The organism is Mucilaginibacter ginkgonis (genome assembly GCF_009754905.2).
In the GTDB taxonomy this organism is placed as follows: Bacteria; Bacteroidota; Bacteroidia; order Sphingobacteriales; family Sphingobacteriaceae; genus Mucilaginibacter; species Mucilaginibacter ginkgonis.
Window position 1 is genome coordinate 1,772,643 of sequence record NZ_CP066775.1, and the last position, 17,069, is coordinate 1,789,711.

Below are 17,069 nucleotides of genomic sequence, written 5' to 3' on the forward strand. Positions count from 1 at the left end.
TCGCAGCATAGATGCACATCACCAAAATCTATTTTTATGCAAGCACATCCCTTTCCTGTCGATGCACAACAACGGGAAGAATTTTTTCTACTGTGTTATAAACAAACCTTCCCTGCCGTTGCCGCGTATGTGGCTAAAAGAGGCGGCAGTTTTGAAGATGCAAAAGATATTTTTCAGGATGCGGTTGTAATTTATTACGAGCACTTTGTGAACAACAAGACAGAGCCGCATAACCGGCAGGCTTACCTGATGGGGGTTGCTAAAAACCTTTGGCTGCGCAAGTTTAACAGTGAAAAGATGACAACGCCGATCGAACAGATTACTGATCTGCCTGTAGAGGAAAGTGAAGATCTGTCTGAGACACGCGTGCTAAATTTCCTTGAAAAAGCCGGTAAGAAATGTTTGGAGCTCCTCCGCGCTTTCTACTATGACAAAGTGCCGCACGAAGAACTTGCCGGGCAATTTGGCTTCTCTGGTGTTAGATCGGCAACTGTGCAGAAATATAAGTGTTTAGAGAAAGTGCGCGACACCGTAAAACAAAAACAATTGCAATATGCGGACTTCGTTGAATAAGATAGCCGAAACTGAAATTTTTCTGCAAGGCGATATGGAGCCAAATGATGCCTTGCTTTTCAAGGCAGATATGCTGATTAATCCGTCGCTTGAGGAAAATGTAACAGCCCAGGCACGCACCTATCACCTTATAAAGCAATACAGCCGCAAACAGCTAAAAGCTGAGCTGGAAACCGTTCACCAAAAATTATTTACGCAAAGTCGTTTCAGGATTTTCGCTGAACGGGTGAAGCGCTTGTTTAACGACGAGCCGTTTAAGTAATCCATTATTAGGAAAACCTTACGACAACTTTCTGCGCTTCTTTTCTTTGACTATCAAACTCAGTTCGCGGCTCATTTGCCCGGCAATGGCGGTGTTCTCCTGTGCACGGCGAAAAAGGTATGGCAGCACTGCTTTAACCGGTCCGTAAGGCACGTATTTGGCAATGTTGTAATCGGCACTGGCAAGGTTAAAGCTTAAATTATCGCTCATGCCCAAAAGTTGAGAGAAATACACGTTTTTATTGTCATGTGCTATCCCCTTACGCTCCATTAGTTCGGTGAGTACCCTGCAGCTTTGTTCGTTATGGGTGCCTGCTACAAAAGCGATCTTATCGATGTGATCTGTACAAAAATCGAGGGCTTTGTCGTAATCATTATCGGTTGCAGCTTTATCAGACTGTATAGGTGATGGATAGCCTTTTTCAGCAGCGCGTTTACGCTCCTTTTCCATATAAGCGCCACGCACCAGCTTAGCGCCAAGCATAAAGCCTTCTTCTTCGGCAACTGCAAAATCATCTTTAAGCGACTGCAATTTATCGTGACGATATATCTGATAAGTATTATAAACGATGCACTTATCTGCATTAAAACGGCGCATCATTTCCAGCGCCAAATGGTCGATCGTTTTTTGTATCCAGCTTTCCTCGGCGTCTATCATTACCGGCACGCCGGCATCTGATGCTTTCTGGCAAATGGCCAGCACTCTGGCCTGTACCTTTTGCCACTCGTCGCTTTCTTCGGCGGTGAGGCCCCGGCCTGCATCCAATTTTTCAAGCAAACCAAAGCGGCCTACACCTGTAACTTTAAAAACAGTAAGCGGGATGGCATTATCGCCTGTGGCACGTACAATGGTACGAATGATCTCGTCGCGGGTCTCGTCAAAAACAGCTTCTTCGTCTTCACCCTCTACCGAGTAATCTAATATGGTCCCTACTCTCCCGCCGGCCAGCTCTTGTATAACCGGTGTGCACTCCTCAATGGTTTCTCCGCCGCAAAATTGCTTAAATATGGTAGCCTTAATAATTCCCTTTATAGGCAAGCCAATCTTCATAGCAAAATTGGTAATGGGCGGACCGACTTTTACCAGCGTATTTATATTTATAGCCCTAAAAAGCCAGTAAGCACGGTTAAGCCCGGCATTGTTCAGATGCCTGAACGCGATCTCGGTGTTCTCGAACGATAATTTAGATTTGGGCATTGCGCCCGGGTCACTTTCAACTGGCATGGTGCAAATTTAGAAATGCATTATCATAACCCATTATAACGCGAATAGTTTATTTTTGCCGGGTATGATCAAGTTTAAACTGGAGGGCGAATTTATCCCGCTGATACAATTACTTAAAGCCACCAACCTGGTACAAACAGGCGGCGAGGCGCAGATAGTTGTATCAGAAGGCGAAGTAAAATATAACGGCGAAGTAGATTACCGCAAACGCCTGAAAGTAAGACAAGGCGACAGAATAGAATACAACGGGCAAAAGATAGAGGTGGTGTAAGCCTCACCCAACCCTCTCCGAAGGAGAGGGCTTTTGAAGTCCTCCCTCCCGGGGAGGATTTAGGTGGGGCTCATAGTATGCCGCGTCGCTACGTACTCGCAATGACAAACAGGCTAGGAATAACTAATAACTTAATAACCCAATCACTAAAAGAGTGAACAACATAAACAGCATAGGGTACGAGATTTCGTTTCAAAATAGCCTTAACCAGCTAATCAGCTTCATTGACAACAGCAGCTACACAAAATTTTTCATCCTTACAGATGAGATCACTACCGTGCATTGCCTGCCTGCACTTGAAGTCAGATTAGTGGGTCGCACTTATGATCTGATAGAAGTGAGCGCCGGTGAAGAATGTAAAAACCTGGACTTTTGCATTGGCGTGTGGAAAATGCTCATCGATTTTAACGCCGACCGTAAAAGTCTGCTAATTAATCTCGGCGGTGGTGTGGTAACAGATATGGGTGGCTTCATCGCATCTACTTACAAACGCGGTATCGACTTTGTAAATGTGCCGACTACCCTGCTTTCGCAGGTGGACGCCTCAGTGGGCGGCAAAACCGGTGTCGACCTGGATAGCATTAAAAATATCATCGGTACGTTCACTCAACCTAAAGCCGTATTTATTGCACACGAATATTTAAGTACGCTGCCCGAAAGGCAAATACTTTCCGGCCTGGCCGAGATGCTGAAACACGGACTTATTAAAGACCAGGCGTACTGGAACGATTTGAAAAACAGCGATCTGTCGCTGCCATCTGCAGAATTAGTTTACCGGTCAGTCGAGATAAAAAATGAAGTTGTCATTGCTGACCCGCACGAAAAAGGGATCCGCAAGGCATTGAATTTTGGGCACACAGTTGGCCACGCTGTCGAAACGTTTTCATTAGATAATGATAAACGCTCGCTTACCCACGGCGAAGCGATAGCGATTGGTATGGTGTGCGAAAGCTGGCTTTCCTGTAAAAAGAGTGGCCTGAGCCAAAATGAGTTAGACGAGATCGTCGGCGTATTGATGCGCCTGTATCCTAAATACAATTTGCAACTCGAACGGGCAGACGAAATCATAACCCTGATGCGTAAGGACAAAAAGAATGAAGGCAATAAAATTAATTGTACTTTATTAGTGTCCATCGGCAATTGCCTGATAGACCAGATCTGCAGCGAAGATGAGTTGCGCGAAAGTTTGGAATTTTATGCAGGGCTTTGATTTTTCCCGCTTGTCATACTGAGTGAAATGAAGGACTTATGCGCCGGTGCATTTGAGCATAAGATTCTTCACTCCGTTCAGAATGACAATCTAATGTTGTATCATGACTAACAATTACCCCTTTTTTAACGTTATTTGGGCATGTTTTCTTTAGACGGTAAAACAAACGCGGTGGTGGTGCTTGTCGCGCTGCTGGTTATTCTTACCCTTGCAGAAATGTGGTTCAGCTACCGCGAAAACAAGAAACTTTACGAACGCCGCGACACATTAACCAATATTTACCTTACTATCATCGCGTTTGTTATTAATCTTTCTGTTAAAGGATTTACATTTTTTATACTTCAATATTTTTACCGTTTCCGTCTGTTTCAAATACAAAACGTTGTGCTGTATTGGTTTTTGCTGGTTGTAGTTCAGGACCTGCTTTACTGGGTGCTGCATTATACCGGACACTATGTGCGTTTGTTTTGGGCCATGCATGTTACGCACCACTCGTCAGAGCATTTTAACCTGACAACCGGTTTCAGGTCGACCGTTTTTGAACCTTTGTACCGCGTGTTCTTTTACCTGCCATTGGCATTTATGGGGTTTAATGCCATAGACATTTTATATGCTTATTTGATCACCCAGCTTTACGGCAACATTGTACATACCCAGTATCAGATAAACTTGCCTAAGTGGTATGGGTGGATATTTGTCACGCCATCGCATCACCGCGTACACCACGCTTCAAATATCCCCTACCTGGATAAAAATATGGGCATGATGCTCATCATCTGGGACCGCATGTTCGGTACGTTCCGGGCAGAAAACCTTAGTGAACCCATACGCTATGGCCTGACCCATAACCTCAAAGACAATGGTGCAGTGAATACGATTTTCCACGAGTGGAAAGCCCTTAGCCATGATGTAAAGCGGGCCCCTGGTTTGGGCAAAAAATTAAACTATATTTTTAACCCGCCGGGCTGGAGCCACGACGGCAGCACACAAACGGCTAAGGTGTTGCAAAGGGAATATGAGATTGCTAATCAAACTTGTAATATGTAGTACTACGTATTACATTTGTATTTATGATCGAGACGATAACGAGCAAAGCACTCACCCTTTATTATCAAACGGGGAATGGCGCAAAATTACCGTCGCAGCAATTAAGTAAGATCGCGAGAATATTATCTGCTTTAGATGCGGTTTCTTCTGAAGAAGATATTAAGCAACTTGGTTTGGGCGTTCACAGGTTGACAGGTACTTTAAAAGATTTTTGGTCAATTAAAGTGACAGCTAATTATCGCATCATTTTTAGGTTTGACGATGGTAATATCTTCGATGTTGATTATCTCGATTATCATTAAAACATTTGGCTATGCTTAAAAGGAATTTACCCCCCACTCACCCCGGCGAAATATTAAAAGAGATGTTTATTGTTGAACGCGGGTTAACAATAACAGAAGTTGCAAAAGGCTTAAACATGGCCCGTGCTAATCTTTCATCTGTCATCAACGGTCATTTAGGCATCAGTCCCGAACTTGCTGTAAAGCTTTCCGAGGCTTTTGGTAACACGGCTCAATTTTGGGTTAATTTGCAAAATAATTATGAATTATGGCATGCTGAACGAAAAGTAAAACGTTCAGAAATTCATCGGTTCTACAAAGAATCAGCCTGATATTTTGCTTTATAAATTCACCAAAACCCGCCTTGCCCCTACGCCCAGCGGCTACCTGCATATCGGAAACATACTCTCGTTCGGAATCACGGCAGGGCTCGCTAAAAAATATAAGGCAAAAACGCTGTTGCGTATCGATGACCTGGACAAGGTTAGGGCTAATCCGCTTTTTGTTGCTGACATTTTCGAAACTTTAAATTTCTTAAGTATTGAATGGCAAGAAGGCCCCCGACACGCAATTGATTTTGAAAACCATTTTTCGCAAACCAAACGACTAGGGCTCTATGATCAGGCCATTGAACAACTAAAAAATGACGGTAAACTTTTCGCGTGCACATGCTCGCGTACCGCGTATTCACCAGCAGCTTGCGATTGCCGCAATAAGCACCTAAGTTTTGATACATCAGCTGCCAATTGGCGGATAATTTCTGACAATTGTCAGTTGCTAATAAAGCAATTAGACAGTACCATCATCCAAGCCGAATTGCCGGAAGGCATGCAAAACTTTATTGTTCGAAAAAAAGATGATTATCCTTCCTATCAGCTAGCCTCGGTGGTTGATGATCTGCATTTAGGGGTTGATCTTATTGTCCGCGGGCAGGACCTTTGGGAATCTACACTCGCGCAGCAATTCTTAGCTCAACAATTAGGGCGTCCTGATTTTGCAGAAATTGCTTTTTACCACCATCCGCTCATTAAAAATGCATCCGGCGACAAGCTGTCTAAATCGGCAGGTGACACGTCTGTAAAATATTTACGCGAAAACGGAGCTACTCCGGCTGAGGTATTTGGGCGAATATGTACACATGCGGGAGTTAATGGGCACGCTCATAATTGGGATGAATTCGTTGACCTGATTGCTAATCATTTTAAATTGTGACAACCCCCTTACTATTTATCCACATCGGCGTAAAAAAGTAACATCGCTTCGCAGAATTATATCGCAATGCTGATATTGCCTGCATGTCTGTGTCGGCGTTTTGGGTCAAGTGGTTATTGCGCATCTATCCGCCGCTTTTCTTTCAGCGCATTTGGGTACAAAGCTTGTCTGCCGACTTTAAACAAGCACGTGTTAAGATCAACAAAAGCCTGATTACGAGCAATTACAACAACTCTATTTTTGGCGGCACCATTTTCTCGGCAACCGACCCATTTTATCCCGTAATGGTCCACCAGGTGTTTATCAAAAAAGGTTATAACGTATTGGTGTGGAGCAAATCATCGCAGATACTGTTTGTAAAGCCCGGCAACACCGACCTGTTTTTTGAAGCAATCCTTGATGACGCGCATATCTCCGAAATAGAGCACATCATCAATACAGAAGGCAAGCACACTTATTTTTTCGACATCGAAATTAAAAACAAAGCAGGCGAAGTTTGTGCCGCTGTGACTAACGAAGTTTACATTCGAAACCTTAACTTTTTAGCACCCGAAGATGGAAAATAACAACTCATTTGAAGAGCTTAGACACGAAGGCTATTCAGTAACTAATAATCTGTCAATGATAGATACTGAAGCGGTTTATCAGTTTATGATCAATGAATCCTACTGGGCGCAAGGCATGCCAAAAGAAAAGTTCGGCATCGCTATCAATAATTCAATGGTCTTCGGCGTTATCAAAGAAGATATCACGGCAGGCTTCGCACGGGTAATTACTGACAAGGCCACCTTTGCTTATTTATGTGATGTATTCATTGCGAAAGATTATCGGGGCAAAGGTTTGGGCAAATTTCTGATCAATGAAATAGTGAACCACCCGCAATTGCAGGGGCTTAGAAGATGGTCTTTGGCTACGCGCGATGCACATGGCCTGTACAAGCAATTTGGGTTTGCAGAAATCTCAAAACCGGAGATTTGGATGGAGAAATATAAGCCTTATATTGAGCAAGGGAGCTGAGCGGAGATGAACATAAAAAGAATGATCCTTGAGGGTGAAACTGTTACCCAGGATTTTAAAAAGACAATAACCAGTTGCGAGAAGATCGCAAAAACAATGGTCTCCTTCGCTAATAACAAAGGCGGCAAACTGCTGGTTGGCATCCTGGACGATGGAACCATAAAAGGTGTTAAGTCTGAGGATGAAGAACGTTACATGCTTACGAAAGCCGCTCATTTTTATGCCAAGCCTGCGCTTGAACCCATTTTTGAAGAGATCTACGTAGATGATAAACTGGTGCTGGTTGTAGAAATAGAAGAAAGCGACACCAAACCGCATTATGCCTTAGGCGAAGATGGCAAATGGTGGGTATACGTGCGGGTGAAAGATAAAAGCGTTTTGGCCAGCAAGATCGTGGTGGATGTTTTAAAGCGCCAGGGCGCAGATAAAGGTGTGTTCATCGAGTATTCGTCTAAAGAAAAAGCGCTGTTAGAATACCTGGAGAAGAATGAGCGCATCACACTGACCGAATATGGCAAGATGTTAAACCTGGGACGGCGCCGTGCGCAGCGCATTATGGTTGACCTCGTACTATCAGGTGTGATACGTGTACACACCACAGAAAAGGAAGAGTTTTACACAGCCAGTTAACGGCACATTTGTTTTCATAACTTTGGCAATACCTGCCTGATTATGAAAAACTACTTTGATCACTACAAGCCGCATTACCGCCCTAACTTAAAATTAGCTATCCCGGTTGTGATATCACAACTCGGGCATATGCTGGTTGCCGCGTCTGATAGTATCATTGTTGGTCAGTTTGCAGGGACCATCGCGTTAGCTGCTGTGTCTCTGGTAAGCAGTATGTTTACGGTCATTATGATGATCGGTATTGGCATCTCTTATGGTATAACTCCGCTTATCGCGCAATATAACGGGCAAAAAAATTATGCTGAATGCGGGCGATTGCTGTCAACCAGTTTGTTGATAAACATTGCAACGGCGGTTCTGCTATTTGTACTCATATACTTTGGAGCTGAAAGCATCATCAGTCACTTAGGGCAAGTGCCGGCCGTGGTTGAGCAAGCCAAGCCGTTTTTACTGCTCATGGGTTTGTCTATTATCCCGCTGCTTATCTTCAATACATTCAAGCAATTTGCAGAAGGCCTTGGCTTTACAAAGCAAGCCATGCTTATATCCATTTGGGGTAACATCATCAATATCGTATTAGGGATCATCTTTGTGAAAGGCATGTTTGGCATACAGCCTATGGGCGTGCGTGGTGTTGGTTACAGCACCCTGATAGATCGCAGCCTCATGGCAATTGTCATGTCGGCTTATGTATTACGTTCTGCAAAGTTCAAAGCCTATCTTATAGATTTCGTAGTTGGCGGTTTCAATAAGTTGCGGGCCGCAAAGATCCTTAAAATAGGCGCGCCCGTTGCCATGCAATATACTTTCGAGATCAGCGCGTTTAGCGGGGCGGCAATAATTATCGGTACAATGGGCGCTGTGCCGCAGGCCGCGCATCAGATAGCTTTAAACTTAGCAGCAATGACCTACATGGCGGCCAGCGGAGTTGCAGCGGCAGCGGCTATAAAATCTGGCAATTATTTTGGGGCTAAGCAATTTACAGACTTGCGGGCTTCGGCTATTGCCAGTTATCACATTGTGTTAATATTTATGACCATCACAGCATTGATCTTCACCGTATTTCATCAATGGCTACCTTACATTTATACCACCGACAGATCTGTAATTGCTATTGCAGGCCAACTGTTAATGATAGCTGCAGTTTTTCAATTGTTTGATGGTGCGCAGGTTATTGGCCTTGGTGTACTGCGTGGAATGGGTGATGTTAATATTCCCACGTTTATCACCTTTTTGGCGTATTGGGTTGTTGGCATCCCGGTTGGTTACCTATTAGGATTATATTTTAAATTGGGTGTGGCCGGAGTTTGGTACGGATTGGTTTTTGGTTTGTTAGCCGCCGCTTTGATGTTATATTTCCGTTTCAGAAGCATAGCTAAACATCAACAGGCCCTTGCAGAAATAGCTGCTTTAAATAGTTAAGATGATGGTAAACCCGCTAATATTGACGCTGACCATCAGTGATGAAGCTCAAGCCTATTTCAACACATTAAGGAAGCAACACTTTCCACCGGAACGTAATTTCCTTGGCGCACACCTCACTTTATTTCATCAATTGCCGGCAGACGAACCATCTATTGTGGGTCAGCTTAAAGAACTTGCCCTTATGACGCAGCCATTTGCCATGCTGGTGGAAGCTCCGGTTAGTATCGGTAATGGAGTAGCATTCAAGATAAAGAGTGGGCAGCTTGCCGCAATACATGCGCGCCTGCAACAATCGTGGCAGCAGTGGCTCATTCCGCAAGACCGGCATAAGCTACATCCGCATATTACAATTCAGAATAAAGTAACCGCCGACGTCGTAAAAACATTACTGACACAAATAGATGCAGGCTTTGCTCCATTCGAGATTACTGCCACCGGATTTGCGCTATGGGAATACCTTGGCGGCCCGTGGCGGTTTGTTCAGGGATTTGAGTTTAAATAAAATGTGTCATTACAAGGAGCGCAGCGACGCCCGCACGTTCATCTAATCAAGTTTGCCTTTTTATCTATCAGTTTGTAACGGTGGATGCAAATCTCTCCACTCCGGATAACGGTAAGCGTTTCCAACAAAGCCTATACTTACGTGCAGGTGATCTTACATTGTCCCCTGGCGACGCTATGGCGATACTATGGCGATGGCGGGTCATTTTATGGCTCAAATGGATGTTTTTTATAAGGTCAACGAAAACTAAAAAATCTATATAACTGATTTACAACGCTATATGAACAATCTTTATTACTGCTTTTGAGCGCCCCACTGGCGACGCCACCCCTGTCATTAAAGCGGTAACTGCACTCGGCGGCGATACAGGCACACGGCTTGTGCTAATCAATTGACTAATGCGCGACGGTTTGATTGAATTTGGCTTCTAGAAATATAGCTCGTCGGCAACGCGGTATGTATTGCAATGCGCGTTTACGATATCTCTGATGTCTGCCGAGTAGCCGCCACCCATGCTCACCTGTACCGGGATATTATTTGCTTTGCATTGTTCAAACACAAATCGTTCGCGGGCTTTGCAATCATCTTTGCTTAGTGACAGTTTACCTAATTTGTCCGTAGCCAAAACATCTACACCCGCCAGGTAAAAGATAAAGTCGGGTTTTTGTTGCGCTATAAGCTTAGGTAACGTATCCTTTAAGATTGTAAGGAAGCTTTCTCCATCGGTGCCGTCCGGCAATGGAATGTCTAAATCCGAGTGTTCTTTACGCGCCGGAAAATTGTTAGCACCATGCATAGAAAATGTGAAAACCTGCGGCTGGTTCTCAAATATTTGTGCTGTACCATTCCCCTGATGCACATCCAGATCGACGACCAGTACCGACGACGCTAATTTATGATGCAGCAGATAATTTGCCGCTATGGCCTGGTCATTCAGCATACAAAAACCTTCGCCCCAATTAGTACCGGCATGGTGTGTACCACCTGCAACATTAAATGCCACGCCATACTCAAAGGCGTACTTGCAGCCATCTATCGTTCCTTTGGCAATACGTATCTCCCGCTCAACCAACTTAGCCGAAAGCGGAAAACCAATTCTGCGCTGCTCTTTCGCGCTCAGCGTCAGATCACGTAATTGATGCCAATACTCGCGGTCATGCGTCCGCAATATCGTTTCTTCGTCGAGCTCGTCGGGAGAAAACAGGTTGTCTTTTGTGATCAACCCTTCATGCAGTAACTGCCCCGGTATTAATTCATATTTCAGCATCGGGAAACGGTGACCTTCCGGCAATGGATGCGCGTATATTGGGTCAAAGGCTATCTTAAGCATATCAGGCTGTTGCAGACGCTGCTTCTTTCATGATCTCCGCCGCGTGGTACACGTCTGTAAATGTATTATACAGCGGCACCGGTGCCAGGCGTATTACATCAGGTTCGCGCCAGTCGCCAATAACGCCTTGATCTAGAAGTTTGTCAAATATCTTTTTACCGTTGCTTTTACAAATGATCGATAACTGGCTGCCGCGCGCGCTTTGCTGCGCAGGAGTAATGATCTTATACTGTTCTGTACCCAGGTCTTTATTTATTCCATTGATGAGATATTCCAGATAAGCGGTTAGCCTGTCAGCTTTTTGTCTCAGTTTTGCCACGCTACCGGCGCGCTCAAATAGCTGCAAAGATGCGTGTAAAGATGCCATCAGCAGAATGGGGCTTGTGCTCACCTGCCATCCTTCGGCGCCAGCCTCGGGTACAAAACCCTGGGTCATTTTAAAACGCTCGTTTAGCTTATAACCCCACCACCCTGCAAAACGGTTTAAGGTGCTGTCTCTGTGGTGCTGCTCGTGCACAAATATTCCGCTGATACCACCCGGACCGGAATTCATGTATTTGTATGAACACCAGCAGGCAAAATCAACATTCCAGTCGTGCAGCTTTAGGTTTACGTTCCCCACAGCGTGAGCCAGGTCAAATCCGGCGGGAATACCACGTTCATGAGCAGCCTGCGTAATGGTTTCGATATCAAAAAACTGGCCCGTGTAGTAATTTATGCCGCTGAACAGCACCAGTGCCAAGTCGTCTGCATTGGCTTCAATAGCGGCGACTATATCCTCTGTCCGGAGTGTGTATTCTCCTTCAGGGGGAAATACCTCGATGATCGCATCTTCCGGGTCGAAGCCGTGAAACCTAACCTGGCTTTCAATGGCGTATTGGTCAGACGGAAAGGCCCCGCCCTCCATCAATATTTTGTATTTCTTCTTTGCGGGCTTATAGAAACTAACTAGCAGCAAGTGAAGGTTAACGGTCAGCGAACTCATTACCGTCACTTCACTGTCCTTAGCGCCTACTATGTTTGCTATAGGTGCCGCAAGTTTGCGATGGTATTGCAGCCATGGGTCACTTCCGTTAAACCACCCCTCTACCCCCAGTTGCTGCCAGGAACTTAGTTGTTTTGTTATTTCCTCAACAACAGCTTTCGGCTGCAACCCCAAAGAGTTACCGCACAGATAGATAACATCCTTACCGTTATTCTGCGGAAAAAGGAATTCTTCCCTGAATGCTGCAAACTCGTCGTTAATATCCTGATCTTGCGCGAAGGCCAAACTATTGTGCCACTCCATGTGCCAATTATACAAAAAAAGCAGGCCGAACCTGCTTGTATAATTATAAGGCTAACTTATCATGCTCGCCTTCTACGTATTTTTTTCCGGTGACGGCGGCAGCCAGCTTTTTAAATGTTATAGCGATAATGCCGGCGCTGCTATCCCAATATTCGGCATTCTGCGCCTCAACCTTTAACAAGGTCAACTTTGGATCGTCAATACCGTCGGGGAAAAATATTTCTACATACGGGTTCCACAACTCTTTCATCTTCGCGCGGTCGTCCACCGTAGTGGCAACGCCGGTTAAGCTGACGTATATATTTTGCGCGATGTCTGAATAGGTGATCGAAACCGTATTATCGACAGAAATTTCCTGCACTTTTGGAGAAAATTCATTGGTGAAAAACCAAAAATTGCCGTCTACATCAACCTGGGCGGTACCCATTGGGCGGCTGTGAAAGCCCTCTGCAGCATTGTAAGTGGTGAGCATGCCGGTGCGTATGCTGTCGACCAATTTGCGCAGCTTTTCAATATTTTCTAAACGTTTTAGTTCGTCTTCAAATTCCATATTGGTGATTGTTTGTTATTCATACAACCATCAATATTTACTTTTAGTTTAAAATATTATCGATTTGGTTTGCTCACATATTTGTTGCCCTTTACATAAAAACGGTAAGGCAATAAGGCATCCTCTTTGGCATAGTCAACGCCTACCCTCGGCACTGTTGCCACCTCTTCATCCGCGAATGACAAACCCCTGTCTTCCAGCCACAAAACATCGCTTTGCAGGCTTATGGCATTGATCTTACGTGATATACCCAGCGCCTTTGCAACCGAACCCGGGCCCGAAGTAATAGTAGGCTTGATGACCGCCATATTACGGCGGTATCGCATAACGTCAAGACCTATGGTTGGATCAACCGCGCGTATCAATACAGCGTGCGGCTGATCCTCAACTGATGTCACAATATTGAGCATTTCATGAATGCCATAACACAGATAAACATAAGCGACACCGCCTTGCATATACATGGTTTGCGTACGTGGCGTGCGGCGGTCGCCGTAAGCGTGCGATGCTTTATCGATGATGCCGGCATAAGCCTCGGTCTCTACAATGTACCCACCTGTAAGTTGCCCGTCTAAATTGGTAAACAGGTATTTGCCAATGAGATCGCGTGCAAGGGCGACCACATCATTAGACTGATAATAAGAATCGGGCAGTTTCATTCAGCGAGTATTTGTTCGAGCCAGGCGCTCACTTCGTCTGCGCGGTTATAGACCATAATATGGCTGCCGCCTTTAATGACGGTAGCGTTTGGAGTTTTACGAAAATCAAAAACGCGGTCTTTATCGCCAATGATCTGGTAAACGTTATCGAATTGCGTTGTACTTTGCCATTTGAGTATAGCACCCATTGCCCACTTTACAAACTTAGGCGATGAATCGCGGATCATGTCTGTAAAAAGGTTGGTTTTAACTTTCTCCATTTTGCCCATCACGGGCACCATACGGGCAGCAATATCAATAATTGCTTTTTCTGATGCCAGCTTGAATACCGGCCACCGGCTAAAGGTTTTGAAGTAGGCCGGCGCCTCATCTGTACTTCTAATGCTTGATATCAAAATAGCTTTAGCCAACCCTATTTGTTTATTTATCTCAATAGCCATTACTCCGCCCAAAGACAAGCCCACCACAGTATCATTATGCTTTATGCCGTAATGAGAGATTAGCTTCCCGGCATAAGTGGCGATAGTATCACGCCTATCCGGTTCTATCCAGTCGACAAATACCTTTTCAACATTGGTGATCCTGATACGGTCGAAAGCGCGGCGGTCGGCACCGAGACCGGAGATAAAGTAAACCTTACGCATTTAATAACTGAACCACCTGCTCAAGATATTTAGCATCAACTTCGTCAAATTGGTTAAGCTCTTCGCTGTCCACGTCAAGCACGCCATAGATCTGTCCGTCTTTGACCATTGGCACCACTATCTCTGATTTTGATAGTGAGCTGCAGGCAATATGGCCGGGGAACGCGTCAACATCGGGAACTACCAATATCTCTTCCTGCTGCCAGGCAGTTCCGCAAACGCCTTTGCCTAAAGCAATGCGCGTGCAGGCAACCGGGCCCTGGAACGGGCCTAAAACCAATTCGCCGTCTTTTACCAGATAAAATCCTACCCAAAACCATTTGAATTGCTCCTTTAGCGCCGCAGCCATGTTAGCCATATTAGCCACCGCGTCGGTCTCGCCCGTAAGCAAAGCTTTGATCTGCGGAATAAGCGATTCATACTGCGCAGCCTTATCGCCGCTGCTGATTTTGAGGTCTTCTGCCATAACACAAATTTAAACACATAGGTGATTAGTTAATGGGTTAAATCTCACATTTATTAGCTTACTTAGCCGCCGTGATCGTTAGCCTTACCATCGTCCGGTATCAAAAAACATTTACCCAATTTGGGCTTATGGCAATGGCTTTGCATCGCATACCCATGGTGTTTCAGCGGCGCTGCCGCTTTTGGAAATTGTTAGGCAGCGGCAAAAACGGCACCTTCGACCTATCTCCCGACTGGCAGCAATGGGGCCTTTTAGCGGTTTGGAATAACCGGGAAGATTTTGACGAGTTTTATAAAAAATCGCTGGTCGCCAAATGGTGGGATGTTTTTGCTGCCGAGCAATGGACCATACTTTGCGAACCACTGCAAAGCCACGGCAGGTGGGACGGCCGGGCGCCATTTGGCAATCCAACGCCATCAGAACATACAGGCCCTGTTGCTGTACTTACGCGGGCAACCATCCGCCTGCATAAACTGAAAGGCTTTTGGGCAAATGTGGATAGTGTGGCCAAAATCATGACGTCTGCTAAAGGTTATGTGATGTCTTTAGGTATCGGCGAAGCACCTGTATTCAGGCAGGCGACCTTTTCTGTTTGGGAAAGCCTGGACGATGTTAAAGCTTTTGCTTACCGTTCGCGTGAACATGCCGAAGTCATCAAAAAAACCCGCGACAATGATTGGTATAGCGAAGAGTTGTTTGCGCGCTTCAAGATCATTGATACGATAGGCAGCATTAACGGCGCAGATCCTTTAAAAGGATTGCTTAATTTTACCAAATGAGGATCATTGCCGAGCTGCCCCACCCCGATTTTAAAGTTTCCATTCTGAATATGAACCAAAAGTTTATCATCAAGATAGAAAAAGGCACTTTTGAGCAAATCTATAAGATACCTGAGATGGATTTGACAGATGGCGTTAACAGTGTATTCGAAATTTTAGATGATGAGTTTCTGGCCACTGTTAATGAACGCTTCAAGGCTATGAATGATGATTTTAAAGCAACGTATTTTAGGTATAATTATTAAATGCCTAAGTCAACCCTCTCCGAAGGAGAGAGCTTTACAACGCTGTTCATTTCAACAACTCCTCCACCAACTTTGGAACACCTACCGAGGCTTTCTCTTCTATCTTGATAACATTCGGTAGATAAACATCCGGGACTACCGGGTCTATAATATACTTCGGTGTTTCCCGCGGAACAAAATTGATCAAACCGGCGGCAGGGTAAACAGCCAGTGAGGTGCCAACTAATATAAAAATATCGGACTGAGCGCACACGTCTGCAGCGGGTTCTATCATCGGTACAGCCTCGCCAAACCATACCACGTGTGCACGTAGTGGCGATCCTAATTCGCACACCTCGTCCATTTTAATTTCCCAGCCATCTATTGGGTATGTGAGGTTAGGGTTTTTGCTCGATTGCGAAAGGGTGATAATGCCATGCAGGTGCAGTACATTTTTACAGCCGGCCCGCTCATGCAGATCATCAATGTTTTGGGTAATTATGGTAACGTTAAACTTATTCTGCAATTTGGCTAAAGCATAATGGGCGGCGTTGGGTTTTGCTTCCAGGACGGACTTGCGGCGTTGATTATAAAAATCCTGAACCAATGCGGGGTTGCGTTGCCACGCTTCCGGGGTAGCCACATCATTTATGTCGTAGCCCTCCCACAGTCCGTCACTATCGCGGAAGGTTTTAAGCCCGCTTTCGGCGCTGATGCCGGCACCGGTTAATATTACTAATTTCTGCTTAGTCATAAGGCCTCTTCTAATCCTCTCCAAAGAGAGGAGCTTCGGTGTTAATATATATGACATAAAAAAAGCGGTGATCGCTCACCGCTTTTAAAATATCGCTATTTGATTAAGCAAGTGCCAGATCGCGCTTTGTGCGTAAAAAAATGTATTTGCTTTTAGCCAGTTCAAAGGCACCGAACAATATCGTACCGTAAATTAAATCGCCTAAAAGCATGTTTTTCTCGAAAGGGATAGCATTCCAAAGTGAATGGAAATAACCCATAATACCTTTGCTATACTCCGGCCCGTTTAACCAGGGGTGGATGTCGGTTAATAGCCAATGGATCAATACACCACCAACAGAAGCCAGGATCACGTTCACTACGTTTACCTTTTTGATCAGCGTACCAAAAAATACCATCGCCAAAAAGCTGCCGTAAACAAATGGTGCGTAGCTTGTCCATAATATCAGCTTATGAAAATATAAGTAGTTGATGATGATGTCGCTTACAAAAAGCGTAATGAGCGGCACCAAATAAGCTTTCCACTTATCGGTAAAATATGTACCGCCGAAAATAGCGATAGCGCCAACCGGGGTAAAATTGCTTAATTGCTGATATTTGAAACTTACCAGGCGCATAGCTGCTGCTGCAACTATCATTAAGATCAACACCAGGTTGCGTACTTGTATTTTTTGTTGTGATGACATATCTTTTTATAATCTGTTCAAAAATAGCGATAAGCT

At 44.9% G+C, this 17,069-nt stretch carries 24 protein-coding genes; 15 read left to right on the plus strand and 9 right to left on the minus strand.

The annotated features are described in order from the left end of the window. Positions 1-36 precede the first annotated feature (36 nt). Entirely contained in the window at positions 37-573 is a 537-nt protein-coding gene (locus GO620_RS08200) for an RNA polymerase sigma factor (RefSeq protein ID WP_157524122.1), read from the plus strand. After that, entirely contained in the window at positions 554-835 is a 282-nt protein-coding gene (locus GO620_RS08205; protein WP_157524124.1) for a hypothetical protein, read from the plus strand. Before GO620_RS08200 ends, GO620_RS08205 begins: the two co-directional genes overlap by 20 nt. Positions 836-853: 18 nt before the next feature. Here the strand turns inward: GO620_RS08205 and GO620_RS08210 are convergent, their stop codons facing one another. Further along, a complete protein-coding gene (locus GO620_RS08210) occupies positions 854-2,059 on the minus strand; it encodes a proline dehydrogenase family protein (RefSeq protein WP_157524126.1) in 1,206 nt (401 codons plus the stop codon). Positions 2,060-2,123: 64 nt separating this feature from the next. On the opposite strand from GO620_RS08210, the gene GO620_RS08215 reads away from it, so the two are divergent. The 11 genes from GO620_RS08215 to GO620_RS08265 all read left to right on the plus strand — a co-directional run bounded on the left by GO620_RS08215 (position 2,124) and on the right by GO620_RS08265 (position 9,654). Further along, positions 2,124-2,330, plus strand: a complete 207-nt coding sequence (locus GO620_RS08215) for an RNA-binding S4 domain-containing protein (protein ID WP_157524128.1) — start codon at positions 2,124-2,126, stop codon at positions 2,328-2,330. Between the two features lie 154 nt (positions 2,331-2,484). Next, positions 2,485-3,540, plus strand: coding sequence for a 3-dehydroquinate synthase (gene aroB, locus GO620_RS08220; RefSeq protein ID WP_200230846.1), 1,056 nt, complete (start codon positions 2,485-2,487; stop codon positions 3,538-3,540). A gap of 141 nt (positions 3,541-3,681) precedes the next feature. Beyond that, a complete protein-coding gene (locus GO620_RS08225) occupies positions 3,682-4,587 on the plus strand; it encodes a sterol desaturase family protein (protein ID WP_157524130.1) in 906 nt (301 codons plus the stop codon). A gap of 23 nt (positions 4,588-4,610) precedes the next feature. Next, on the plus strand, positions 4,611-4,889 hold the full coding sequence (locus tag GO620_RS08230) for a type II toxin-antitoxin system RelE/ParE family toxin (RefSeq protein WP_157524132.1): 279 nt from the start codon (positions 4,611-4,613) through the stop codon (positions 4,887-4,889). A gap of 11 nt (positions 4,890-4,900) precedes the next feature. Beyond that, a complete protein-coding gene (locus GO620_RS08235) occupies positions 4,901-5,200 on the plus strand; it encodes a HigA family addiction module antitoxin (RefSeq protein ID WP_157524134.1) in 300 nt (99 codons plus the stop codon). Positions 5,201-5,204: 4 nt separating this feature from the next. Next, positions 5,205-6,080, plus strand: a complete 876-nt coding sequence (locus GO620_RS08240; RefSeq protein ID WP_157524136.1) for a glutamate--tRNA ligase family protein — start codon at positions 5,205-5,207, stop codon at positions 6,078-6,080. Between the two features lie 83 nt (positions 6,081-6,163). Beyond that, positions 6,164-6,646: a PaaI family thioesterase gene (locus GO620_RS08245; protein ID WP_157524138.1), complete on the plus strand. Its 483-nt coding sequence runs from the start codon at positions 6,164-6,166 to the stop codon at positions 6,644-6,646. Continuing rightward, positions 6,636-7,097: a GNAT family N-acetyltransferase gene (locus GO620_RS08250; RefSeq protein ID WP_157524140.1), complete on the plus strand. Its 462-nt coding sequence runs from the start codon at positions 6,636-6,638 to the stop codon at positions 7,095-7,097. The genes GO620_RS08245 and GO620_RS08250 overlap by 11 nt, the downstream gene beginning before the upstream one ends. Before the next feature lie 6 nt (positions 7,098-7,103). Next, on the plus strand, positions 7,104-7,727 hold the full coding sequence (locus tag GO620_RS08255; protein ID WP_157524142.1) for an AlbA family DNA-binding domain-containing protein: 624 nt from the start codon (positions 7,104-7,106) through the stop codon (positions 7,725-7,727). Positions 7,728-7,769: 42 nt separating this feature from the next. Further along, complete coding sequence (locus GO620_RS08260) at positions 7,770-9,149, plus strand: MATE family efflux transporter (RefSeq protein WP_157524144.1); 1,380 nt, start codon at positions 7,770-7,772, stop codon at positions 9,147-9,149. A gap of 22 nt (positions 9,150-9,171) precedes the next feature. Further along, positions 9,172-9,654: a 2'-5' RNA ligase family protein gene (locus GO620_RS08265; RefSeq protein WP_198173527.1), complete on the plus strand. Its 483-nt coding sequence runs from the start codon at positions 9,172-9,174 to the stop codon at positions 9,652-9,654. A gap of 427 nt (positions 9,655-10,081) precedes the next feature. Here the strand turns inward: GO620_RS08265 and GO620_RS08270 are convergent, their stop codons facing one another. From GO620_RS08270 to GO620_RS08295, 6 genes are read right to left on the minus strand one after another with little or no spacing between them, the layout of a single operon-like run. Then, complete coding sequence (locus tag GO620_RS08270) at positions 10,082-10,984, minus strand: histone deacetylase family protein (protein WP_157524148.1); 903 nt, start codon at positions 10,982-10,984, stop codon at positions 10,082-10,084. Between the two features lies 1 nt (position 10,985). Beyond that, the gene (gene kynU / locus GO620_RS08275) at positions 10,986-12,272 is read right to left on the minus strand and encodes a kynureninase (RefSeq protein WP_157524150.1); all 1,287 of its coding nucleotides are present in this window, start codon (positions 12,270-12,272) and stop codon (positions 10,986-10,988) included. 43 nt (positions 12,273-12,315) lie between these two features. Next, positions 12,316-12,822 (minus strand): pyridoxamine 5'-phosphate oxidase family protein, encoded by a 507-nt coding sequence (locus tag GO620_RS08280; RefSeq protein WP_157524151.1) that lies wholly within the window; start codon positions 12,820-12,822, stop codon positions 12,316-12,318. A gap of 56 nt (positions 12,823-12,878) precedes the next feature. Continuing rightward, on the minus strand, positions 12,879-13,481 hold the full coding sequence (locus GO620_RS08285; RefSeq protein WP_157524152.1) for a DNA-3-methyladenine glycosylase: 603 nt from the start codon (positions 13,479-13,481) through the stop codon (positions 12,879-12,881). After that, positions 13,478-14,125 carry an alpha/beta hydrolase gene (locus tag GO620_RS08290; RefSeq protein WP_157524153.1) on the minus strand — a complete coding sequence of 216 codons (648 nt, stop codon included), beginning with the start codon at positions 14,123-14,125 and terminating at the stop codon, positions 13,478-13,480. Before GO620_RS08290 ends, GO620_RS08285 begins: the two co-directional genes overlap by 4 nt. Beyond that, complete coding sequence (locus tag GO620_RS08295; RefSeq protein WP_157524154.1) at positions 14,118-14,591, minus strand: GAF domain-containing protein; 474 nt, start codon at positions 14,589-14,591, stop codon at positions 14,118-14,120. The genes GO620_RS08290 and GO620_RS08295 overlap by 8 nt, the downstream gene beginning before the upstream one ends. A 71-nt stretch (positions 14,592-14,662) precedes the next feature. Here GO620_RS08295 and GO620_RS08300 point away from each other — a divergent pair, with 71 nt between their 5' ends. Together GO620_RS08300 and GO620_RS08305 are read left to right on the plus strand one after the other, a co-directional pair. Next, the gene (locus GO620_RS08300) at positions 14,663-15,370 is read left to right on the plus strand and encodes a DUF3291 domain-containing protein (protein WP_200230859.1); all 708 of its coding nucleotides are present in this window, start codon (positions 14,663-14,665) and stop codon (positions 15,368-15,370) included. After that, positions 15,367-15,615 carry a hypothetical protein gene (locus GO620_RS08305; RefSeq protein WP_157524155.1) on the plus strand — a complete coding sequence of 83 codons (249 nt, stop codon included), beginning with the start codon at positions 15,367-15,369 and terminating at the stop codon, positions 15,613-15,615. The genes GO620_RS08300 and GO620_RS08305 overlap by 4 nt, the downstream gene beginning before the upstream one ends. 46 nt (positions 15,616-15,661) lie before the next feature. Here the strand turns inward: GO620_RS08305 and GO620_RS08310 are convergent, their stop codons facing one another. Next, complete coding sequence (locus GO620_RS08310) at positions 15,662-16,348, minus strand: SIR2 family NAD-dependent protein deacylase (protein ID WP_157524156.1); 687 nt, start codon at positions 16,346-16,348, stop codon at positions 15,662-15,664. Positions 16,349-16,451: 103 nt separating this feature from the next. Further along, the gene (locus tag GO620_RS08315; RefSeq protein ID WP_157524157.1) at positions 16,452-17,033 is read right to left on the minus strand and encodes a DUF6580 family putative transport protein; all 582 of its coding nucleotides are present in this window, start codon (positions 17,031-17,033) and stop codon (positions 16,452-16,454) included. Between the last annotated feature and the right edge of the window lie 36 nt (positions 17,034-17,069).